We start from the raw sequence: 23300 nt of genomic DNA on the forward strand, positions 1-23300 counted from the left end.
GACCTCACATAACGATAAAGTGCCGTGCCGGATAAATTTTTTGATTGTCTAGCAAATCACATACCACAGTGGCGCCCGCAGCCACCAATGCCGCTTTGCCAATAGCCAGATTCTGAATAACAGTAGCGCCGGCACCGATAAAAGCCTGCTCTTTGCAATGTACATTGCCGCAAAGTACAGCTCCTGGCGCTATCATCACATGAGCGTCCAGCCGGCAATCGTGTTCTACCACTGCGGCAGTGTTGAGGATGCAGTTGTGCGCAACCACCACACCGGAATTGACAATACAGCCATCGAGAATTTGCACCCCTTCGCCAAGCTGGCAGTGGCTTGAAACCAGTGCTTTTTCTGAAATAACGCTGGCAAACCGGTAACCCTGCTGTTTAAATTTTTCAAAAATCTGCATACGGCGATGTTCGCCCGGCAAACGACCCACCGCATTGATCAACAACACTTGTTCTGGTGGAAATTTGTTGATCTCTGCGTCGTCGTGATACTGCGGTATGGCAGAAAATGGCGCTGGCAAGCTGGCAGTTTCTGCGCAAAAAATTGCCGCAGGCAGCTGTGCCTGGCGCGCCAGTATATCCAGCAGCACTCTGGCATGGCCGCCGGCGCCAATCATCACCAGCGCTTTAGTCTTCAATAAGTTCGTCATGCTGATAATCCCTGCTGATGGTGCGGCCAAGCAACTGCCAATAATCGAACGGGCTTTTGCCATCCCCGGGTCTTTTGCAAACTAAATCCTGGGCGCTGAACTGTGCGCCGGCACTTAATGGCCGTGCTGCAACCAGAGATTTGCGGATAAGCTGGCGGTTTTTTAATTCAGAAGGTGCCGGTTCTTTGCGGCCATGGCCCAGTACCAGTTCGACCTGGCGAATGTTGTCCACCATGGCTTTGAGTTCATCCGGCTCCAGGGATGCCTGATGGTCTGGCCCCGGCAGGTTTTTATCAAGGGTAAAATGTTTTTCAATCACAGTGGCATCGCGGGCTACCGCAGCAACAGGCACTAAAATGCCCTGACTGTGATCCGAATAACCCACAGCCAGGCCAAATTCTTGCCGTAAATTGTCCATCGCTTTTAAATTGATGTCGGCAAAAGGGGCGGGGTATTCAGTGGTGCAATGTAATAAAGTTACTTTGTTTTTCAGCTGCTGCTGACCCGCTTCGGATGCAAAGGCTTTGCTAAAATCGGCACGGCCTTGTGGCATTACAGTGTCTGATGTTGTCATGCCAAAAGCCAATACGCCCAAAGCCTCACGGACTTCGTCTAAGGTACTGACACCCGTTGATAAAATAATATCGGCGCCGGTACGGGCATACTGCAGCAACAGTGGCGCATTGGTAATTTCACCGGATGGAATTTTCATGATTTTTAGTTGTAATCCGGCTAAAAACTGCAGGCTGTCGTTGTCAAAGGCCGTTGACATAAAACGGATACCAAGTTCGTCACACCTTTGCATCAGTGTCAAATGATCAGCATGGCTTAGTTGCAGCTGCTTTAGCATTTCCAGCTGATTGCCATTATTTTGTGTGTTTTCTGCCTGATATTCCGCTTTTTTGGCTCTGTTCGTGACCAGTTGTTCGGCATTGAAAGTTTGAAACTTCACCACATCGGCGCCTGCTGCACTGGCCGCTTCGACCAGCTGCAAGGCCATGTTCAGACAGCCATTATGGTTAACGCCGGCTTCGGCAATGATCAGGGTTTTGCTCATCAGCATCTGCGCTCTTAGTTAAGGTCAAAAAACTTTTTTTGCGCAGTCAGTGGTAATACCGCCAATAACCGGGCGACCGTCTGGCTGGTCTGTCCTGCGTCATAAGGGTTATCGGCGGTTTGTAGCCGATCTTTAGTCGCAATTGCCTGTTGTATTGCAGTGCGGATGGCCACAGGTTCGGGTGGGCAATGAATAATATGTTTTGAGCACTCGCGGCCTTGCTGGCGTATACCAACATTCACCACAGGTACGGCCAGAGAAGGTATTTCAATAATGCCGCTGGAGGAGTTGCCAATCACCAGCGCGGCATGGGACACCACATCCAGATAATGATGGCCCAAAGAGGCGATAGTTTTCACTCTGCTGTTGTTGGCTTGCCATTGCTGTAACGCGCTGATAATCACCTTGCCGCCGTTGTCGGCATTGGGGTAACTCGCCACCACATGGTATTGCTGCTGGCTGTCAAGTGCGCTGATCAAGGCGTCAATACTCTCTGCTGGCGGCTCATCACCAGCCGTGACCGGGTGGTAGGTTAAAAAGATAAATTCAGCTGCAGGGTCCAGACCCAAAAAAGCTAAGGTTTCAGGCCTGCTGTTCCGCGTTTTGCCCCTGATGTTATCCAGACCAATAGCGCCGACATGAAAAACCCGTGCTGGCTCTTCCCCCAGCTGTATCACTCTTTGTCTGTGTTGTGGGCAGGAGGTGGCGTGATAAGTGCTCATTTTGCTGATGGCATGACGAATGGCGTCATCATAAGCACCCTGGGTAATTTCCCCGCCATGCAGATGCAGAATGGGAATTTGCATAATAAGTGCAGCTTGCGCCATACCTAAGGCTTCGTATCTGTCACCGAGCAGCACCAGCATGTCAGGTTTCAGGCGTTCCAGCGCGTCGGCATAACCAATAATGCCAAGCCCCAGACTTTTTAAAGTACCTACCGGGCTGTCCGACGATAATAAAGTTTCAATACGGGCGGCAATGGCAAAACCATCTTGTTCAATAGTCTGCACTGTATAACCATAATCAGGTGACAGGTGCATGGCGGATACAATCAGTTGCAGTTCAAGTTCGGTACTTGCCTGTATTTCAGTCAGCAGCGGATACAACAAACCATATTCAGAACGGGCGCCGGTAAAAACAGCAATTTTTCTCATGCCGGCACCTCAGGTGTGACTGAACTTGGCAGATTCACCAGTCGTTTAGCCAGCCATTCGCTGTGGCCAAGGTTTCCTCTCGGGCAATCTTTAAACATCGGCAAATGATGCATCAGTTCCCAGACGGGCCTGGTCATAATGCCGCTGTCATTGCTTTGTTTTAGCAACAGTTGTTGTTGCTGTTCATCAGCACAAATTACAGCGTTTAACCAATAATTCGAGCTGGCATATTCAGGTTCACAAACAAACTGGTAATCGCTGCCCTGCAAAAATGCCTGATATTGCGCCGCCAAAGCTCTTTTATTGGCGAGATAAGCCGGTAATTTTTCCAGTTGTGCACAACCCAAAGCGGCATTTAAATTTGGCATTCTGAAGTTAAACGCCACTTCGTCATGAAAAAACCGATAAGGGTGCGCCACCTTGGCAGTGGTCGTGACATGTTTGCAATGGGCCCCATCTGCGCTGTTCTGGCAAAGCACCATACCACCACCACCTGTGGTGATGATTTTATTGCCGTTAAAACTTAAAGCGCCAAACCGGCCAAAGGTACCAGTGTGCCTGCCCCGGTAAAACGAGCCCAGACTTTCAGCAGCGTCCTCTACCAGCGGTAATTGCCATTCACTACAAATAGCAACAATTTCATCAAGTTGCACCGGATGACCAAAGGTATGCATAGGCACAACAGCGCCAATACGTTGACCTGTGTTTAACAGCACAGTGTCCCCTTTGGTATTTTTGCCACACTGGCTTGTTAAAAACAGTTGTAGTGCATCCGGACATAAACCCAGGCTGATGGGTGACACATCAACAAAAGCCGCTGTGGCGCCCAAAAAATGCAGGGCATTACAGGTGGCGACAAAGGTTAAAGCCTGGGTAATGACAATATCATTGCGGCCAACACCGGCCAGATGTAAAGCAGCCTGCAAGGCAGCAGTGCCATTTACAGTGGCAACGGCTCGGCTGCTTTGGCAATAGCTGGCCATATCTTTTTCAAACTGATCCACAAAAGGGCCAACACTGGACACAAAGGTGCTGTCGATACAGTCCATCAGTCTGGCTTTTTCTGTCACATCAAACTGTGGTGCATGTAGCGGAATGGGCCCTTTGTTCTGATAGATGTCGCGGATAAAGCTCAGCAGCGCCTTGGTGCTTGTCATTACATTTTTCCATCCAGATATTTGCCCGTTTCCATATGGTCAAAACCCGGTAAAGTGGCCATAAAGAGTTTAACTATATCGGCCTTATGCCAGACAGCTTGAGCCTTTATCTGTTGAATTTGTTCAGAAAACTGTGCCAGCTTTTGCTGATGATCTTGTAGTTGCTGATGTAACACACCAATTTGCTGATAACTTTGAAAATCAGGCTGGTCTTGCTGTTCATAAAATTCTTCAGCTTCTTTTTCGCCTGTAGTGTCAGATGTACTAAAAACACAAGGCCAGAGCCCTTGCTCTGGCAGTGTTGCCATCAGTGTTCTGGCTTCTTGTTCGGTGCTGCAAAGTTTGGGGTTATATCCATGGTTTTTCAGAAATTTTTCTGCAATGTCTGTCATGCTGATCAGCTGACTTTCATTCAGTTTCGGAAAATACACATCACGGTTCTGGCCAAAACAACAGGACATAATACAAAGCACAGCGGCTTCATGATCGGTAATAAAATAACGTCTGATATCGCTTGGCGCGGCCAGAGGCTGGCGTTTATGCAGTCTTTGCCTGAAGCCGTGTAATAAAGAGCCGTCCGAAAAAGCCACATTGGCAAAACGGGCGCTGGAGATATTTATTTTGTCGCTGTAGCTTAACAGCACCAGTTCCATAATACGTTTGGACGCTCCCATCATATTGACCGGATTAGACGCTTTGTCGGTGGAGACACAAAAGTATTTTTTGACGCCGGACTGAATCGATTGCCTGATGGTTTTTTCGGTATTGAGGATATTGACGTCAATCATACGCATCAGGGTAAAAACATCTTTTTCACTGCGGACATGTTTCAGCGCTGACAGATTCAGCACATAGTCGTATTTGCCATCGCTGCTGATAAACCTGTCATAAGCCACAGAGCCAATATCCAGCGCTAAGGCCTGAAAATTGGCAGGAAAGTGTTGATAACAACTGCGCAGGTCGCGTACCAGCTCCACCAGATTATTTTCGCTGATATCGACCAGGTGCAATTTAGCCGGTGCATAACGCATCAGAAGGCGGGTGACAGCCTGACCAATAGAGCCGGCAGCGCCTAACACCAGGCAAGACGAGTGACCAAGCAAGCTGGTTAATCTCTGGTGATGAGCGTGCAGATCATCATCCAACATCTCAGATGAGCGGCCTAAATACTGTAAGATATTTTCCATTTTGCGCGGGCTTTAGGTTATTTGATTTTAAATCAGTCTATTAGAAAACTTATAAGGCTACAAACCTAAGCGCTGAAATAGCATTGAGGCCATAGCAAATCCGGTTTTTCCTGGTGCTGTTGTCGTTGTAATTTGCTGCAGTCCGCAGGCTTTGGAAGATCAGGCGGAAGCGGCTTATACTGAATATCAGGCATCACTGAAATAAAGGAGCTGGGCTTTGAAAATCAACACCAATCCGGCTGAGCAAATCCGGCAAAATAATCTGCAACAGAGCAATCTGCAATCCACCAATCTGTTAAAACAGCTGGCCAGTGCCAAAAGAGTCAATAGTGCAGCAGATGATGCTGCAGGTTTACAAATGATCGACCGGCTGACGGCAGAGGCCAACAGTACCAGTCAGGGCATGCGTAATTTGTATGACGGCATGTCGCTGGCCAATGTCGCTGATCAGGCGCTGGCGGGTGTTAGTGAAGGTTTAGCTGAGCTTGAGACGCTGACAGTGCAGGCAGGAAACGGTGCGCTTAGCAGTGCAGATCGTGCAGCTATTGCTGAACAAGCTGCACAAATCAGCAAATCGATGCAACAACAAATCAGTGATACCAGCTTTGGTGGTGTAAAACTGTTTGCTCAAAATAAACAAATTGCTTTTAGTAATGGCGACAATCTGCTGAACCTGAGCACGCCGGGTCTTGACAATGTTGTCAGTAGCAATGGGCTGGATGCTATTGATTTTAATACAGAAGCTGGACGTAGCGCGGCGCAGACTGCGATTCGGGGAGTCAGTAAAGAGGTGAACTCTGCCCGCGCCGATTTAGGCGCAGGTATCAATACCTTTGCATCTGCAGCCCGGGGTTTAGCCAACCAGAATGAAAATGTGGCAGCTAGCCGCAGCAGAATTGAAGATTTGGATTATGCCAGTGCGGTTTCACAACAAGTTGCCGTCGGAATTCGTGAACAAGCTGCAGTTGCTGTGACGATACAAGGCCGGATTTCAGCAGAGCAGTCGTTGAAATTATTAGCATAATTGTTTTTTCTAATGCACAAACGCTAATTTTTTGACACCAGTGTCAAAAAATTAGCGTTTTACCTTGCAAGCATGCATGGCCTTTGCAAGAATGAAAAAAAAGCAAAGAGCAGTGCAGCGCCATGACCCCGAAGCTTTATATCCTTGATCAGCAGGAACAACGTGCCCAGCGTCTGAGTATTATTCTGACATTTGTTGCTGAGCCGCATCAGCTGGTCAGCGAATCTGAACTGCAACAAGCGCTTGCTCAGGATGCAAAAGCCGTGGTGTTGCTGGGGGCTTTAACCAATCAACAACACGAACAGTTGATAGAGCAGCATCCGCAAGCTGCTTTTTTATTGTTGGGTGAAACCCTTAAATCTCTGCTGAAACATGCCAATGTCGTCGGCCTGCTGACCGAACCTTTTGCTTATGCTTCCCTGACCCAACATCTGCGTGATTGTCAGGAATACCACAGATTATTGCCGGGTCAGCGCCAGCATGAAGTGCAGGCGCGTTTTGTCGGTATGGTGGGTGCTTCTTCGCAGATGCAGCAGGTGCGTTTTTTAATACAGCAAGTCGCAAGAACCGACGCTAACGTGTTGATATTAGGTGAATCCGGTACAGGTAAAGAAGTGGTAGCCCGTAATATTCATGTGTTGTCCCATCGCAGTGACGGCCCTTTTGTGCCTATTAACTGTGGTGCTATACCGGCAGAGCTTTTAGAAAGTGAATTGTTTGGCCATGAAAAAGGCGCTTTTACCGGCGCTATTTCCACCCGCAAAGGCCGTTTTGAACTGGCGCAGGGCGGCACGCTGTTTTTAGATGAAATTGGTGATATGCCCTTGCCGATGCAGGTGAAATTACTGCGGGTGTTGCAGGAGCGCACTTACGAGCGGGTTGGTGGCAGTCAGCCTATTAAAGCCGATGTACGTATTATTGCCGCCACTCACCGCCAGCTCGAGGATATGATAGCGGACGGCCGGTTTCGTGAAGATTTGTTCTACCGGTTGAATGTGTTTCCTATTGACACGCCGGCTTTAAAAGAGCGGGCCGAAGATTTGCCTTTGTTGTTGCAGGAATTACAACAAAGATTAGAGCAGCAAGGTCAGGCCGCTATTAAATTTACCGAAAGGGCAGTGGCCAGCCTGAAACTCCATGCCTGGCCGGGCAATGTGCGTGAACTGGCCAATCTGGTGGAGCGCCTGAGTATTATGTATCCGCAGCAGGTCATTGATGTGGCTGAATTGCCACAAAAATACCGGCATCTGGATGTGGAAACTTATGTGCCGCATTACCCGGAAGCCTTGCAGGAAAGAGACGCCATCAACGAGCTGTTTCAGTTTGAACAGGATGATGAAGACCATACAGCGGAGTTTGGTTTGGCGCAGGCTTCAATGGATTTATTGCCGGATGAAGGTTTGGATTTAAAACAGTTTTTGGCCGATCTGGAAATTTCTCTGATAAGTCAGGCGCTGGAAAGACACGAATATGTGGTGGCCAGAGCTGCCGATATTTTATGTTTACGCCGCACCACTTTAGTGGAAAAAATGCGTAAATATAATCTGGTCCGCGACGAACTGAATACCGAAGAGTAACAGTGTTGTCAAAATATTGGCTGAAAAAATTCAATCTAACCAATTGATTTGAATTGTTATTTTTGGTGGCACACTTTGTGCTTATCTCCGTTAGTATTTTTAACTGACGGGGATTTGTATGCAAAGCATCGCCACTGTTGCGCTGGTCAGCAATGATTTAGGCTGCACCGGCGCCTATCAGCCGCTGTTTGAGCTGGCGGCTACAGGTCCTGCCGAAGTGGCTAGGGCCAAAACTTTGTTTAATGCAGGCTCTATTGCACAAAACGGCATTGTTGCTACGGCAGCTGATGCGGTACCGGACATTGTGCACCCAACAGTCACTGCTTTGTTTCCCCGTCCTTTTTACCAAACCGAACTTGTATCAGCAGCGGCAACAGCCTTGTTTGCCGATTTTTCGCCACAACAGGCGAAGGTGCAGGCTGAGCAGGCTGAACTCAAGCGCTTACAACATATTCTGCAGGCGCTGCCTACCGGCGTTGTAGTGCTGGACAGCCGTGGTTATGTACAACATGCCAATCCGGTGGCTATTGATATGCTGGGCGAACCTTTAATTTGGCAACGCTGGCTGGATGTGATCACCCGCAGTTTCCGCCCACGCAGTGACGATGGTCTGGAAGTGTCGCTGCATGATGGCCGTCGGGTGCAGCTGGCGATCAGTGCGCTGGAAGGCGGCGCAGGACAGTTAATAGTTCTGACAGATCTCACCGAAACCAGGCAGTTACAAAGTCGTATTGCCCACCTGCAACGTTTATCAGGTCTTGGCAAAATGATGGCGTCTTTGGCCCATCAGATCCGCACCCCGTTATCAAGCGCCATGTTATATGCACAAAACCTCAATAGCCAAAAACTGGCGCCAGAGGCCAGAGTGCAGTTTCAGCAAAAACTACTGAACCGCTTGCAGGATTTAGAGCAGCAAGTGAATGATTTATTGTTATTTGCCCGCTCTGGCCGCGAACAGCAGGTGGCGCCTTTGTCGATGCAACAGCTGCTCAATGAAGTACACAATTCAGTGGAAACCTTAGTGCAGCAAGAGCAGGGCAGTATAGTTCTGGAATTACCAGAGCCCGATTTGACTGTGCTTGGCAATCACTCAGCCCTTTGTGGCGCCCTTGGCAATTTAATTCAGAATGCATTGCAACATGCAGGACCAGGCGCCCGTATTGAGTTGTCTGCGCTGCCGGCCAAAGACGGCCAGTATCTGGTGCTGGCAGTGGAAGACTCAGGCCCGGGCGTGCCTAAAGCGCTGCAACAACAAATTTTTGAACCCTTTTTTACCACCCGCTCCAGTGGCACAGGCTTAGGCCTTGCTGTGGTGCAGGCTGTTGCCCATTCACACCACGGCTCTGTACGTTGTGTCGACGGCAAAGCAGGTGGTGCCCGATTTGAAATGATTTTGCCGCTGTTGTTTACAACAGATATGAAACAACCAGGCCAAAGCGAGGAGCTCTCTGATGCAACACACTAAAATTCTGGTGGTCGAAGACGACGCCGGTTTACGCGAAGCGCTCTGTGACACGCTGCAGCTGGCGCAATATCAGGTGATAGCAGCCGACAGCGCCGAGCAGGCGATGCAGCTGTTAAAACAACATAAGATCCGCCTGGTGGTGAGCGACGTGCAGATGCAGGGCATGTCGGGGCTGGATTTACTTAAATCAGTCAAACTGAATTACCCCAGTTTGCCGGTGCTGATGATGACGGCTTATGCCACTGTCAATGATGCCGTGCAGGCTATCCGGTTAGGTGCTGTCGATTATCTGGCTAAACCTTTTTCACCTGAAGTGCTGGTGAATATGGTGGGCCGTTATGTTCAGCCTGACGAAACCCCGGCTTTTGAGCCGATAGTGGCAGCGCCTGTCAGTCAGCAGCTGGTCAAACTGGCTGCCAAAGTGGCGCGCTCTGACGCCAGCGTGATGGTGCTTGGCCCAAGCGGCTCAGGCAAAGAAGTGCTGGCGCGTTATATTCACCAGCAGTCGCCACGGCACGACGGGCCTTTTATTGCGATTAACTGCGCTGCTATTCCGGAAAATATGCTGGAATCTACTTTGTTTGGTTACGAAAAAGGGGCCTTTACCGGCGCTATTGCCGCTTGCCCGGGCAAGTTTGAGCAGGCACAACAAGGCACAATTTTGCTGGATGAAATCAGCGAAATGGATTTAAACCTGCAAGCCAAGTTGCTGCGGGTATTGCAGGAGCGTGAAGTAGAACGTTTAGGTTCACGCAAAACCATTAAGCTGGATGTGCGGGTGATAGCCACCAGTAACCGCGATTTACGCCAGGCCGTGGCACAAGGTTTGTTTCGCGAAGATTTGTTTTACCGGCTCAATGTATTCCCGCTGACCTGGTCGGCGCTTGCCGACAGGCCGGAAGATATTTTGCCACTTTGCCGTCATTTGCTGGAACGGCATTGTCAGCAAAACGGCACTGCCACCCCTGAGTTAACACCAACGGCACAGCGTAAGTTGTTGCAACACAGCTGGCCCGGCAATGTGCGTGAGCTTGATAATGTGATGCAAAGGGCTTTGATAGTGCACAGCGGCAGCGAGATCACCGCCGACGATATTCTGTTGGAAAGCACTGAATTTAGTCAGCAATTTCAGGAACCTTCAGCAACACAGGCAGCGCAGGCAACACAAGCCGCGCTGTTGGATCCGGATTTAAGCCTTTTTAAATCAGAAGTGTACGAGCAGGAACATCGTATTATTCTGGAAACGATGAAAGCCTGTGCTAACAGACGCAAAGAAGTGGCGGAAAAACTTGGCATCAGTGCCCGTACTTTAAGGTACAAACTGGCGCGGATGCGTGAGTCAGGTATTCAGTTACCGGCCTGAACAAAATACTCAGGATAAGAATGCCGGAGCATCAGCTCCGGCATTCTGTTGCTGCTGAAACACAACAGCAACACAACATTGCCCAGCAAAAAGAAAAAGCGCCTTCATTTTTTGTTTGTCTTTCCAGCGTTTCTCCATGGTGTCAGCATTTTGACATCGAATGAATTGATGTAACCAATTGATAAATAGCAACTAAATTGTGGCACGCCTTGTGCTTAATACTGTTATTCCGGCTTCAGGCTGTTGTAACAGGTAATTAATCATGGATATCAAAGGCGCCGCTTTATTTCAGGAAATGCAGGCTTACGCGCAGCAGGCCCGCAGTTTATCCAACGACATTCAACCCCGCGATATACAGCTGAACAATACCAGTCAGTCTGAGTTTGGCGACTTGTTTAAACAGGCGCTTGATAACGTCAATTCTTTACAAAAAACCTCCAATACCATGGCGACTGCTGTTGAGATGGGCGATCCAAAAATATCGCTGGCAGAGGCCATGATTGCCGGGCAAAAAGCTTCTGTTGCTTTTGAAGCGACGGTGCAGGTGCGCAATAAGCTGGTGGAAGCTTATAAAGAAATCATGGCAATGCCGGTGTAATGGGAGGACATGACTGTGGCTGAATCGACTTCAACAGAACTCACTTTAAGCAGCAACGACTTTGGTGCCCAGCCGGACGATAATACCCAGCAAGAGCAAAAGTCGGGTTTTTTAGGCTCTATGGGTGGTATGGATATAGTGCGGCAGATGACCTTGATTGTCGCGCTGACCATTTGTATTGCCATTGCCATTTTAATTATTTTGTGGGCGCGCGAACCTGAAATGCGGCCACTGGGCACCTTTGAAACTTCTGAACTGATTCAGCATCTGGATTATCTGGATGCACAAAAAATTGAATACAAACTTGAAGGCAATGTCATTTCAATTCCTGGTGATAAATATCAGGATATCCGTTTGGGCTTAAGCCGTGCCGGTTTGCAAAAAGACGCCAGTTCAGGTGAAGAAATCCTGATGCAAGACAGTGGTTTTGGTGTCAGTCAGCGTCTGGAAATGGAAAGATTAAAACATAGTCGTGAACAGCAACTGGCCAGAACCATTGAAGAGTTCCAGAGTGTGTCACGCGCAAGAGTATTATTGGCTATTCCTAAAGAAAACATTTTTGCCCGCACTGAAAAACAACCTTCGGCAACAGTGATGATCACAGCCCGTGGCGGCAAAACCATTAAAGACAGTGAAGTGGATGCCATTGTTGATTTAGTGGCTTCTGCAGTACAAGGGCTGGAACCTGCCAAGGTGACAGTGACAGATCAAAACGGCCGTTTGCTGAACAGTGGTTCGCAGGATGCCAGCTCAGCCCGTTCCCGCCGTGAATATGAAGTAGAGCAAAAACGTGAAGAAGAATACCGCCAGAAAATTGACTCCATCCTGATCCCGGTGCTTGGTATTGATAACTACACCGCCCAGGTTGATTTACAGATGGATTTCACCACCACTGAACAAACACAAAAACGTTTTAACCCTGATTTGCCTGCTGTTCGCAGTGAAATGACCATTGAAGAAAACAGTGTTGGCGGCGGTTCTATGGGTATTCCGGGCGCGTTGTCGAATCAGCCACCGCTGGATTCCAATATCCCGGAAAAAGCTGCTGATGGCAGTAACCCTGTTGTGCCTGGCCGTAACAGCAAAGAACAAACCCGTAATTACGAGCTGGATACCACCATCAGCCACTCCACCCAACAATCGGGTGTGATTAAACGCTTAAGTGTGTCAGTGGCTGTCGACTATAAAATGACACCGGCGGCAGGTGAAGAAGCTGCCAAAGCTGAACCCCGTACTCAGGCCGAAATTCAGAATATCCGCCGTTTGTTACAGGGTGGTATTGGTTTTGACGTACAACGCGGCGACACTATTGAAGTGGTGTCTGTGCCTTTCACCCGTGAAACTGTGGCCGCTGCGACTGAAGTGCCTATTTACGAGCAGGAATGGTTTATGCGCGTGGTGCGTTTAGGCCTGGGGGCGCTGGTGATTATTGTGCTGATTATGGCGATAGTGCGGCCAATGCTGAAAAAACTGATTTACCCTGAAGACACCTCAGAGTCTTATGACGAACATTCACTGTCACGCGGTCTGGATTTGGGTGATGATACCATCGACATGCTGAGCAAAGAGTTTGACGTCAAGTCGGTAGGTTTTGCGCCGGACGGCACCCTGATGTTACCGGACCTGCATGGTGATGAAGACTTATTAAAGGCGGTGCGTGCGCTGGTGGCGAACGAACCAGAACTGTCCTCACTGGTCGTGAAAAATTGGTTGGCTGAAGATGAGTAATGTAGAGAACAAACCGGCCTTTGATGTCGGCAAATTAGATGGCGTGGAAAAAGCCGCCATCCTGCTGCTGAGTTTATCGGAAGAAGACGCAGCGCAGATCTTAAAACATCTCGAACCCAAACAAGTGCAAAAAGTGGGTATGGCGATGGCGCAGATTGAAGATCTGAACCAGGCCAAAATTTCTGCGGTGCACCGTTTGTTTATCGAACAAATTCAGAACTTCAGCACCATTGGCTTCCAGAGTGAAGACTTTATTCGCCGTGCTTTAACAGCGGCTTTGGGTGAAGAAAAAGCCTCGAACCTGATTGACCAGATCATCTTAGGTGGTGGTGCCAAAGGTCTGGATTCACTGAAATGGATGGATTCCAAGCAGGTGGCCAACATCATCCGCAACGAACACCCGCAAATTCAGACCATTGTATTGTCTTACCTGGAGCCTGAGCAGTCGGCGGAGATTTTGTCGCAGTTCCCGGAAAAAGTGCGGCTGGATTTAACCATGCGTATTGCCAACCTGGAAGAAGTACAACCTGCGGCCTTACAAGAATTAAACGAAATTATGGAGAAACAGTTTGCCGGTCAGGCTGGTGCTCAGGCCGCAAAAATGGGCGGCTTAAAAGCAGCGGCCGACATTATGAACTACCTCGATACCAATATCGAAGGCCAGCTGATGGATTCTATCCGCGAGCACGACGAAGAAATGGCACAACAAATCCAGGACTTAATGTTTGTGTTCGAAAACCTGCTGGAAGTGGACGACAGGGCTATTCAGGCTATCCTGCGTGAAGTTCAGCAGGATGTGCTGATGAAAGCACTCAAAGGCACAGACGACAATTTAAAAGAGAAAATTCTGAAAAATATGTCCAAACGTGCCGCCGAGATGCTGGCAGACGATCTCGAAGCCATGGGTCCGGTGCGGGTCAGCGAAGTGGAAACGGCGCAAAAAGAAATTCTGTCGACCGCCCGTCGTCTGGCCGATGCCGGCGAAATTATGTTGGGCGGCGGTGGTGGCGAAGACTTCCTGTAACAGCCCGCTGTCAGGCCGTTAAAATCGCAGTGGCGATGGCGAGGGCCTGACACCATACTTTGCTTTATGTATTGATTGAGTTGTTTGCCATGAGCACAAATTTATTCCAGCAAAACCGCCCATTTAAACCCGATGAAGGGGTGATGGATATTCTGAAAGAGTGGCAGCTGCCAGAGCAGCAAGACGGCCAGACCGACGCCACTGTGCAGCAGAATGCTGCGTCAGCACCCGTCAAACCTGCAGTGCAATCACCGGCAACCCAGTTTAAAACCAATGCTTTTTATAAAACCAAACCAGAACCAGGCCGGCCACAACACAAGGCGCCGGAAGAGTTAACTGTCAAACCGCTGACGGCTGAAGATATTGATGAAATCCGTCAGGCAGCTTACGAAGACGGCGCAGCCCAGGGTAAAGAAGAAGGTTTTAGCCAGGGTTATGCACAAGGCCGGGAGCAGGGTTATCAGGATGGCTTACAACAAGGCCAGGCCGAAGGCAAAAAACAAGGTTTGCAGGAAGGTGAAGGTCTGATCCGTGAACAACTGGCACAGCTGCAAAACCTGATTGAACAGTTACAAAAACCGCTGGAAAAAGTTGATGCACAAGTGGAACAAGCGCTGTTAACTTTGAGTCTGGCTATGGCCGAAGCAGTGATAGGTGTGGAAGTCAAAACCAATCCACAACTGATATTACAAAGCCTGCGCCAGGCGGTGGAGTCTTTGCCTTATCAGGCAGAAAAACTCACCATCAAATTACATCCGGACGATTTAGCTGTGGTACGCAGTCATTACAGCGAACAGGATTTGCTGGAAAGGCAATGGCAGTTAAGGGCAGAACCCTCTTTTAACCCGGGCGATTGCCGGGTGGAGTCTGCTGAATCTACAGTCGATCGCAGCCTTAAATTAAGATTGCAAAGTAGCTTGGAGCACTTTTTGCAGGAGCCTGTACAAAGCCCGTCAGCACCGGCGGAAGATTGACGCAGTGATCCCCCACTGCAAGGATTTGCATGAGTACTTCAAGTCTGGCAGAGCGCCTGCTGCAACAACAACAATATATTAAAGCCAATAAAGCTGTGGTGGCCGGCCGCCTGGTGCGGGTGGTTGGTTTAACCCTTGAAGCCACTGGCCTGAGCGCTGCTATAGGTCAAACCTGCGAAGTGGAAACAGCCGCTGGCCAGTTACAAGCTGAAGTGGTCGGTTTTGCCAAAGATCGTATTTTCCTGATGCCCAAAGATGATGTGACAGGTGTCGTGCCTGGCGCCCGGGTTACCCCTTTGGTTGATTATAAAGGGGTGCCGCTCAGCATGGCTTTGTTAGGCCGGGTGATTGACGGTGCCGGTAAACCGCTGGATGGCCGTGGACCTGTGCTTGCCAATGAATACAGCACAGGCAAAAAAGCGCCTATTAACCCGCTGCAACGCCGTCCGATAAAACAGCCGCTGGACGTTGGCGTGCGTGCTATCAACAGTATTATCACTGTTGGCAAAGGCCAGCGCATGGGCTTGTTTGCCGGTTCTGGTGTGGGTAAATCAGTGTTACTCGGCATGATGACGCGCGGTACCGCTGCTGATGTGATAGTGGTTGGGCTGGTGGGGGAACGTGGCCGTGAAGTGAAAGAATTTATTGATGAAATTCTTGGTGATGAAGGCCGCAGAAGAGCCGTTGTGGTGGCAGCTCCTGCTGATGTGTCACCTTTGATGCGCCTGAAAGGTTGTGAAACAGCGGTGCAGGTGGCGGAATATTTCCGTGACCAGGGTCTGGATGTGTTGCTGCTGCTCGATTCTGTCACCCGTTATGCTCAGGCGCAGCGTGAAATTGCGCTGGCTGTTGGTGAGCCGCCGGCCACTAAAGGTTATCCGCCATCAGTGTTTGCCAAATTGCCGGCGCTGGTGGAGAGGGCTGGCAATGGTGCTGAAGGACAAGGTTCTATCACGGCTTTTTATACCGTACTTTCGGAAGGTGACGATTTACAGGACCCTATAGCTGATGCTGCCCGCGCTATTCTGGACGGTCACATCGTTTTATCCCGTCAACTGGCTGACAGCGGCCATTTTCCGGCCATCGATATTGAAAAATCTATCAGCAGGGTGATGCCGGCTGTTACCAGCAATGAACATCAGTTGCTGGCGCGCGCCATTAAACAGTTGTATGCCAGTTATAGCCAAAGCAAAGATTTAATTGCCATCGGTGCTTATGTCAAAGGTTCGGATCCAATGTTGGATCTGGCCATCAGTCTGATGCCAAAAATTAATAAATTCCTGCAGCAGGGCATGACAGAGGTGGTGCCTTATGACGAAAGCCTGAGCCTGTTATCGGCGCTGATCCCACAAGGCAGAGGAGTCTGAGCATGGCGTTACCGCAATTACAGTTATTGGCCAAAGTACAACGCGAAAAAGAAGACAAATTGCAGGCGCTGTTTATTCAGGCGCAGCAGTTTGCCAACAACCAACAAGACAAATATGACGGCCTGGCCAATTACCGCACCGACTATATCCGCCAGAGCCAACAGCGCGGTATGCAGGGTGTGCAAAGCCGGCAGTTTAACCAGTATCTGAATTTTATTACCAAACTGGATCAGGCGCTGGAGCAGCAGAATATGCAGGTGCAACAAGCCAAAAAAGTGGCGGAAACCCGCAGGGTAAACTGGATTTTGATGCAACGTAAACGCAAAGCCATTGATTTATTGATAGAAAAAGAGCTGGAAAAAATCGCCATCAAAGCACAAAAACAAGAACAAAAAATGCTGGATGAAATTGCCACCCAGCAGTTTTTCCGTAATTTGCATAGTGAAGCCGGTTAATTCAGCAAGCTTGCCAAGCTCTGGCGCGATTTTTGAATAGGAATTTGTACAGCAAATATCAGTTCAGCAACTGTGCCTGAGCTCAGGGTGTTTGTCGCTGTCGGTACAGCCTGATGTCACAGGCTCCTGGCGGCAATAGGCAACCAAATCAGGAAAACGGGAGTTCAGATGAGTATCGACATGCAGTTTTCTTTGTTAAGCAGTGACTTAGATGCAGCAAAACCAACAACGGCCAAGGTGCGTAGCACTGAAGGTGGCTGTGGTGACAAAGGTTTTGGTGACGTATTTGAAGAAAAACTGCAACAAGCCACAGAGCCGGAGCAGGGGGCAGAGATCACCCAGAGTATACTGCTAACAGGGCAGGAAGTTGCCGCCATGCTGAGCGATAGTGTGCAAGGCACAACACAAAACGCTGAACTTGCTGCCGGTGCAGAAAACTCAGAGGGTGTTGCGGGTGTAAAAAGCATAGAAAGCCCAGCAATTTTGCAACCCGGCGCACAAACAGATCTGGATGAAACTGCTGTAAGTATTGATGAAAACTCAGACACAAATACCAACCATCTTGCATCTGATGACAGCGGATCTTTATTTCAGTTAATTGGCAAAGCCCGTGATTATGCCGCTGAGCTTGGTGCTGCGCCGGCGCAAAAAGATCAGGCAGTGCAGCTGAGCACAGCTGAACTGGCAGCACTGACCACGCTAAATGCAGATAAGGATGTTAACAACAACCTTTTATTGCTGACCGAAGATCAGGCTGTGTTGCCAATTGAACCCTTGTTACAAGGTCAGGGTAATAACACCGGCACACAAGCATCAGACTCAGCCACTCAGGCCGCAACCCAAGCCGCCACCAAACAACAGGGACTGGCAGATGCAAGCCAGGCCTTCGCTGGGGGACAACTGAATGCTGCAGACAACAGCATGTCACCGGATAAAGCCAGCAGTGCCCAAAGCGAAGCATTACCGCAGTTATTGCCACAACAGCAGGACAAAACCTCCACGGACAAGCTGACAACAGATGCTGCTGATAAACCGGCTTTGTCGCAAGTTGCTGCTGAGGATAAAAATGCTGCTACAAAACAGCAGCTTGCATCAGCTGAACAGGCTGGTTTGCATGGCGACCTTGTTGAAGGCAAAGCCGCTGTAACAGCACAGGACAGCGGCAAAACAGCCCAGCTCAGCGCAGCACAGTTGTTGCCCCAACACGATGCCAATGCTGCTGCGCACGCAGCGCGGCCAGCGGTGAGCGGATTGTCCGATTCAACAGCCCCAGAGTCAGCTCAGATAAACGCTGAACAAGCCGATTTATCAGGAGCTCTGCTGACGCCGGCTCTTCAGCTGGAGTCTGGGCCGAATAAAAATAACAATAAAACAGCAGCGCCCAGTTTTGCTGAATTTCAAAAATCGGCCAATGCAGCTTTAGCCCAGCAGCAAAAACAACAACAAACAGAAAACCAACAATTACCGGGACAGCAGGGGGGGCAGCCAGCCGACAGCCCAATATCTGACATGATTGTGGCGCAGCCAGGACTTGTGACACATGAGCAACCTGCGCTTGCCGTTTCTTTAGGTGCCACTGAAAAAGCTTTGGGTAGCAGCGGTTTGAACCAATCAGGTTCGCAGTCGGGTGGACAATCCGGCCATCATGCCCAAAGCAGCTTCAGCCAGATTTTAGCGGCGCGTCAGGCAGATAGTCAGATCCAGACGCTGCCCACTTTATCATTACTGGAGCCTACAGCGGCTAATCAGCTCAAAGAGCGGGTGATGTTTCAGGTCAATCAAAAAATTCAAAGTGCAGATATCCGATTGGCCCCTGAAGAGCTTGGCTCAGTACAAATTAAAATAAATCTGCAGCAAGAGCAGTTGTCGGTGCAGTTTGTGGTGCAACAAAGTGCCGCCAAAGAAGCGCTTGAGCAACAAATGCCAAGATTAAAAGAACTGTTGCAGGAACAGGGTATGGCGCTGACGGATGGTCAGGTCCATCAACAGCAGCGTGAACAACAGGGCCGCGAAGATGAACGCAGTGCAGCAACAGGCCACAATAAGCCGGTCGCCGCAGGGCAGGAAGAAGAAGCGCTGATGCAACAGGTACAAGTCGCAGTATCGGACCGGATGGTGGATTATTACGCTTAACTGGCGGTGGAACAGCCTTCTGGCACGATGTTGATTGCGTTTGTCAGGACAAGCGGTAAATAATAGTAAAAAACCGCAACTGAACCGGAGTTCAAATGGCTGCTGAAAAAGATCTGCAAATCGCCGATGGCGGAGCAAAAAAGAAAAAAATGATCATCATTGCCGCGGCAGTGGTGGTACTTGGGGCTGGTGTGGGTGGCTATTTTGCATTTAGTGGTGGTGATGAACCTGCCGCTGCACCTGCAACAGCTACAGAAGCGCCGGCTGCTGAAGGTGAAGCTGCGGCAAAAGATCCGGCCGGTGAAGTAGGCACGGCACTCTATGTGTCAATGCCACGGCCATTTGTATTTAACGTGCCGGGTGCCGCGCGTGACCGGCTGGTACAGATCAAGGTGCAGGTGCTGGTGCGCGGCACTAACAATGAAGAAATTGCCAAACAGCATATTCCGTTAATGGAAAGCACCATGCTCAGAACTTTTAGTAAAGCCAATGCAGATGATTTGGTGACTGCAGCCGGCAAAGACACCTTAAAAGCAGCGGCACTAAAAGATGTGCAGGAAGCGCTGATTGGGGTTGCCGGTAGTCCTATAGTGGAAGAAGTGCTGTTTACCGGCTTTGTAATGCAATAAGTCTGAGTATGCAGACAGAGGGTAACCAACTTGACTGATTTACTGTCACAAGACGAAATTGACGCGCTATTGCATGGTGTTGATGACGTCGAAGAAGAAGAAATAGAGGACGGTTCCGGCCCCGGTGGTCGTTCGGCTCTTGAATATGATTTTTCTTCGCAGGACCGTATCGTCCGTGGCCGGATGCCAACACTGGAAATGGTGAACGAGCGTTTTGCCCGGCATATGCGTATCAGCTTGTTTAATATGATGCGCCGCACCGCCGAAGTGTCGATCAACGGTGTGCAGATGATCAAGTTTGGTGAATATGTGCACACCTTGTTTGTACCGACCAGCTTAAATATGGTGCGCTTCCGTCCACTGAAAGGTACTGGCCTTATTACCATGGAAGCGCGGTTAGTCTTTATTCTGGTAGACAACTTCTTTGGTGGTGATGGCCGTTATCACGCCAAAATTGAAGGCCGTGAATTTACCCCAACCGAACGCCGTATCATTCAGATGTTGTTAAAGCTCATCTTTGAAGATTACAAAGAAGCCTGGGCGCCAGTGATGGACGTGTCTTTTGAATATCTGGACTCTGAAGTTAACCCGGCGATGGCCAACATTGTCAGTCCAACTGAAGTGGTGGTGATCAGCTCCTTCCATATTGAGCTGGATGGTGGTGGCGGTGATTTCCACGTAGCTTTGCCATATTCAATGCTGGAGCCTATCCGCGAACTGCTGGATGCCGGTGTACAAAGTGACAAAGAAGACACTGACCTGCGCTGGAGTAAGGCGCTGCGTGACGAAATTATGGATGTGAAGGTGAATCTCAGTACCAAAATGATGGATGTTGAGCTGACGCTGGAACAGGTGATGAATATGCAGCCTGGCGATATTATTCCGGTGGAAATACCGGAACACATTACGGTGTTGATTGAAGATCTGCCAACATACCGCGCCAAAATGGGTCGCTCCCGTGACAATGTGGCATTAAAAATAATTGAAAAAATTAAACGACCAGAGTCGGTTAAATCTGAAATGCATGTATTTACCAAAGGCGGTCGCCGTTTAGACAGCGACGCTGATATCAGTGAATTAGAAGCAGATTTGATCTTATCTGAACAACCAGAGGACAGATGGTAATGGCTGACGATAAAGACACCATGGACGAATGGGCTGCGGCTTTAGCCGAAGCCGAAGGCACGACAGAAGGTGATGGTGCTCTGCCGGTTGAGCTGGAAGAGTTACAGGAAGAAAGGGCGCCGATTTCGGCTGATGAAAAACGCAAACTGGATACTATTTTAGATATTCCTGTCACCATTTCGATGGAAGTGGGCCGCGCCAAAATCAGTATCCGTAACCTGCTGCAGTTAAACCAGGGTTCAGTGGTAGAGCTGGAACGGGTGGCCGGTGAGCCTTTGGATGTGCTGGTGAACGGTACTCTGATTGCCCACGGTGAAGTTGTTGTGGTCAACGACAAATTTGGTATTCGTTTAACTGACGTGATCAGTCAGATTGAACGGATTAAGAAGTTACGCTAATGCGCTGTTGTTATACCGCACTGGTTGTAGGCGCATCGTTATTGCCTTTGCAGTTGCTGGCACAGGTGGCAGAGCAGGCACCGGCAGCAGCTGCAGCAACCAAAGAAGTCAGCAAAGCGTCAGCCAATTTACCCGGTGTTGGCCAGATCGTCATTTCTTTGGCGCTGGTGATAGGCCTGGTGCTGATGCTGGCTTTTGCCTATAAAAAAATGCAGTTCAGGTTACCTGGGGCAAAACATTTTCGTATTGTTTCTACCTTGAGTGTTGGTCCAAGAGAACGCATCTTAGTTATTGAAATACAAGGAAAACAACGGGTGATTGGCGTCACGCCAAACAACGTAAACTTCCTGTTTGAATTAGAAAATCCACTCCCCGAAGAAAAGTTGGCATCAGACTTTCATACGCAGTTACAGTCGTTCCTGAAAAAATAGATTGATGTCATGTTCAGATGTTTTGTTCTGCTGCTGGTGCTGCTAAGCCCGGCAGCTTTTGCTGACAATGGTGCTATGTCGGCGCTGCAAATTACCACCAATCCCGATGGGTCGCAGGAGTACAGCGTAACGCTGCAGGTCCTGGCGATGATGACGGCGCTGAGTTTCCTGCCGTCGATGATCATTATGATGACCTGTTTCACCCGTATTATTATTGTGCTGGCCATTTTGCGTCAGGCCATGGGTTTGATGCAAAGCCCGTCGAATCAGGTGTTGATTGGCATCACCATGTTTATGACCTTTTTTATTATGGCGCCGGTGTTTAAGCAGGTGAACGACACTGCAGTGCAACCTTATCTGGCGGAAAATATCACTTCATTACAGGCGTTGGATGCCGCAATTATTCCGGTGAAAGCCTTTATGCTGCAACAAACCAGGATAAAAGATTTGGAAACCTTTGCCGATATTGCCGGCCATCCGCCGGTGGCAAATAACAAAGATTATCCCATTACCATCGTTATTCCGGCTTTTGTTACCAGTGAGCTGAAAACCGCCTTCCAGATTGGTTTTATGATTTTTATCCCGTTTTTGATCATCGATCTGGTGGTTGCCAGTGTGCTGATGGCCATGGGTATGATGATGTTGTCACCAATGATAGTGGCGCTGCCGTTCAAACTGATGATGTTTGTATTGGTTGATGGCTGGTTGTTGGTGATGGGCACTTTAGCCACCAGTTATGGGGTAGGGACTTAATATGACACCGGAAATATTTGTTGATGTGCTAAACGATGCACTTTATATGGTGATTCTGATGGTCAGCGTCATTATTCTGCCGTCGCTGGCGATAGGTTTGGTGGTGGCGGTGTTTCAGGCGGCAACGTCCATTAACGAACAAACCTTAAGTTTTTTGCCCCGTCTGATTGTGACTTTGCTGGCGCTGATGTACGGCGGTCACTGGATGACACAAACTTTGATGGACTACACCACAGGTTTGTTTCTCAGTATTCCGACAGTGGTGAGCTGAGATGGAATTTCCGCTGCAAACGCTGATGCAGGCTATCGCAGATTTTCTGCTGCCGCTGACCCGGATAGCGGCGATGTTTTCATTGATGGCAGGTTTGGGCGCTAAAACTGTGCCAACCCGGATAAAAATGGGCCTGGCGGTGATGTTTACGCTGATTATTATGCCGGTGATCCCGCCTGCAACGGACGTGAATTTAATGTCCTTTAACACCATCATTCAGGTGTTGCAGCAAATGATTATTGGCATGGCGATTGGCTTTATCTCTTTGATGTTTATCACAACCTTTATTCAGGCAGGTCAAATTCTGGCCACTCAGACCGGTCTTGCCTTTGCGTCGATGATCGACCCTTCCAGTGGTGTCAGTGTGCCCTCTATTGGTCAGTTTTACCTTATTCTGGCGACTTTGTTATTTTGGGTGTACGACGGCCATCTTATTATGTTTCAGATGGTGGTGTTCAGCTTCACCTCTTTACCTATTGATGGGGGCTGGTGGGATGTGTCGCATTATTGGACTGTGGCCGAATTTGGCATGTGGATTTTTTCGGCATCGCTTGCCATAGTGCTGGCGCCTGTCACGGCCATGCTGCTGGTGAATCTGGCTTTTGGCATTATGACGCGCGCAGCCCCTCAGCTAAATATTTTTTCTATTGGTTTTCCGGTCACTATGATTTCAGGTTTGCTGATCATGTGGCTGACCATGGACACCTTTGCTTATCACTTTAACCTGCAATGGCAGCATGGTATTGAATATACCTGCAAGCTGATTGGCTGCTAG

General features: G+C 49.2%; 23 protein-coding genes. 18 read left to right on the forward strand and 5 right to left on the reverse strand.

What is annotated here, in order from left to right:
* Positions 1-4 precede the first annotated feature (4 nt).
* From RCH83_RS06965 to RCH83_RS06985, 5 genes are read right to left on the reverse strand one after another with little or no spacing between them, the layout of a single operon-like run.
* Complete coding sequence (locus tag RCH83_RS06965) at positions 5-655, reverse strand: acetyltransferase (RefSeq protein ID WP_306520391.1); 651 nt, start codon at positions 653-655, stop codon at positions 5-7.
* Positions 633-1712 (reverse strand): N-acetylneuraminate synthase, encoded by a 1080-nt coding sequence (gene neuB, locus RCH83_RS06970; RefSeq protein WP_306520393.1) that lies wholly within the window; start codon positions 1710-1712, stop codon positions 633-635. The genes RCH83_RS06965 and neuB overlap by 23 nt, the downstream gene beginning before the upstream one ends.
* A 14-nt stretch (positions 1713-1726) precedes the next feature.
* Positions 1727-2866, reverse strand: a complete 1140-nt coding sequence (gene neuC / locus RCH83_RS06975) for a UDP-N-acetylglucosamine 2-epimerase (RefSeq protein ID WP_306520395.1) — start codon at positions 2864-2866, stop codon at positions 1727-1729.
* Positions 2863-4023 carry a LegC family aminotransferase gene (locus RCH83_RS06980; protein ID WP_306520397.1) on the reverse strand — a complete coding sequence of 387 codons (1161 nt, stop codon included), beginning with the start codon at positions 4021-4023 and terminating at the stop codon, positions 2863-2865. Before RCH83_RS06980 ends, neuC begins: the two co-directional genes overlap by 4 nt.
* Complete coding sequence (locus RCH83_RS06985) at positions 4023-5210, reverse strand: UDP-N-acetylglucosamine 4,6-dehydratase (protein WP_306520399.1); 1188 nt, start codon at positions 5208-5210, stop codon at positions 4023-4025. The genes RCH83_RS06980 and RCH83_RS06985 overlap by 1 nt, the downstream gene beginning before the upstream one ends.
* A gap of 217 nt (positions 5211-5427) precedes the next feature.
* Between RCH83_RS06985 and RCH83_RS06990 the strand changes: the two genes are divergently transcribed.
* The 18 genes from RCH83_RS06990 (at position 5428) to fliR (ending at position 23300) form a co-directional block, all read left to right on the forward strand.
* Entirely contained in the window at positions 5428-6234 is an 807-nt protein-coding gene (locus RCH83_RS06990) for a flagellin (protein ID WP_306520401.1), read from the forward strand.
* 122 nt (positions 6235-6356) lie between these two features.
* Complete coding sequence (locus RCH83_RS06995; protein WP_306520403.1) at positions 6357-7811, forward strand: sigma-54-dependent Fis family transcriptional regulator; 1455 nt, start codon at positions 6357-6359, stop codon at positions 7809-7811.
* Between the two features lie 118 nt (positions 7812-7929).
* Entirely contained in the window at positions 7930-9276 is a 1347-nt protein-coding gene (locus tag RCH83_RS07000; RefSeq protein ID WP_306520405.1) for a PAS domain-containing sensor histidine kinase, read from the forward strand.
* Complete coding sequence (locus RCH83_RS07005) at positions 9263-10639, forward strand: sigma-54 dependent transcriptional regulator (protein WP_306520407.1); 1377 nt, start codon at positions 9263-9265, stop codon at positions 10637-10639. The genes RCH83_RS07000 and RCH83_RS07005 overlap by 14 nt, the downstream gene beginning before the upstream one ends.
* Positions 10640-10901: 262 nt before the next feature.
* Positions 10902-11237 (forward strand): flagellar hook-basal body complex protein FliE, encoded by a 336-nt coding sequence (gene fliE, locus RCH83_RS07010; protein WP_306520409.1) that lies wholly within the window; start codon positions 10902-10904, stop codon positions 11235-11237.
* A gap of 9 nt (positions 11238-11246) precedes the next feature.
* On the forward strand, positions 11247-12965 hold the full coding sequence (gene fliF, locus RCH83_RS07015) for a flagellar basal-body MS-ring/collar protein FliF (RefSeq protein WP_306520411.1): 1719 nt from the start codon (positions 11247-11249) through the stop codon (positions 12963-12965).
* Positions 12958-13989, forward strand: a complete 1032-nt coding sequence (gene fliG / locus RCH83_RS07020; protein ID WP_306520413.1) for a flagellar motor switch protein FliG — start codon at positions 12958-12960, stop codon at positions 13987-13989. Before fliF ends, fliG begins: the two co-directional genes overlap by 8 nt.
* Positions 13990-14078: 89 nt before the next feature.
* Entirely contained in the window at positions 14079-14963 is an 885-nt protein-coding gene (fliH, locus tag RCH83_RS07025) for a flagellar assembly protein FliH (RefSeq protein ID WP_306520415.1), read from the forward strand.
* 29 nt (positions 14964-14992) lie between these two features.
* On the forward strand, positions 14993-16330 hold the full coding sequence (fliI, locus tag RCH83_RS07030) for a flagellar protein export ATPase FliI (RefSeq protein ID WP_306520417.1): 1338 nt from the start codon (positions 14993-14995) through the stop codon (positions 16328-16330).
* A gap of 2 nt (positions 16331-16332) precedes the next feature.
* Positions 16333-16785: a flagellar export protein FliJ gene (fliJ, locus tag RCH83_RS07035; protein WP_306520419.1), complete on the forward strand. Its 453-nt coding sequence runs from the start codon at positions 16333-16335 to the stop codon at positions 16783-16785.
* 168 nt (positions 16786-16953) lie between these two features.
* Complete coding sequence (locus RCH83_RS07040; protein WP_306520421.1) at positions 16954-18918, forward strand: flagellar hook-length control protein FliK; 1965 nt, start codon at positions 16954-16956, stop codon at positions 18916-18918.
* Between the two features lie 95 nt (positions 18919-19013).
* On the forward strand, positions 19014-19547 hold the full coding sequence (gene fliL / locus RCH83_RS07045) for a flagellar basal body-associated protein FliL (protein ID WP_306520423.1): 534 nt from the start codon (positions 19014-19016) through the stop codon (positions 19545-19547).
* Between the two features lie 30 nt (positions 19548-19577).
* Positions 19578-20672: a flagellar motor switch protein FliM gene (fliM, locus tag RCH83_RS07050; protein ID WP_260657694.1), complete on the forward strand. Its 1095-nt coding sequence runs from the start codon at positions 19578-19580 to the stop codon at positions 20670-20672.
* Entirely contained in the window at positions 20672-21070 is a 399-nt protein-coding gene (gene fliN / locus RCH83_RS07055) for a flagellar motor switch protein FliN (protein ID WP_306520425.1), read from the forward strand. Before fliM ends, fliN begins: the two co-directional genes overlap by 1 nt.
* On the forward strand, positions 21070-21501 hold the full coding sequence (gene fliO / locus RCH83_RS07060; RefSeq protein ID WP_306520427.1) for a flagellar biosynthetic protein FliO: 432 nt from the start codon (positions 21070-21072) through the stop codon (positions 21499-21501). Before fliN ends, fliO begins: the two co-directional genes overlap by 1 nt.
* 9 nt (positions 21502-21510) lie before the next feature.
* Positions 21511-22254 carry a flagellar type III secretion system pore protein FliP gene (fliP, locus tag RCH83_RS07065; RefSeq protein ID WP_306520429.1) on the forward strand — a complete coding sequence of 248 codons (744 nt, stop codon included), beginning with the start codon at positions 21511-21513 and terminating at the stop codon, positions 22252-22254.
* Between the two features lies 1 nt (position 22255).
* Complete coding sequence (gene fliQ, locus RCH83_RS07070) at positions 22256-22525, forward strand: flagellar biosynthesis protein FliQ (RefSeq protein ID WP_306520431.1); 270 nt, start codon at positions 22256-22258, stop codon at positions 22523-22525.
* A 1-nt stretch (position 22526) separates the two neighbouring features.
* The gene (gene fliR / locus RCH83_RS07075; protein ID WP_306520433.1) at positions 22527-23300 is read left to right on the forward strand and encodes a flagellar biosynthetic protein FliR; all 774 of its coding nucleotides are present in this window, start codon (positions 22527-22529) and stop codon (positions 23298-23300) included.

The organism is Rheinheimera sp. (assembly GCF_030824435.1).
GTDB lineage: Bacteria > Pseudomonadota > Gammaproteobacteria > Enterobacterales > Alteromonadaceae > Pararheinheimera.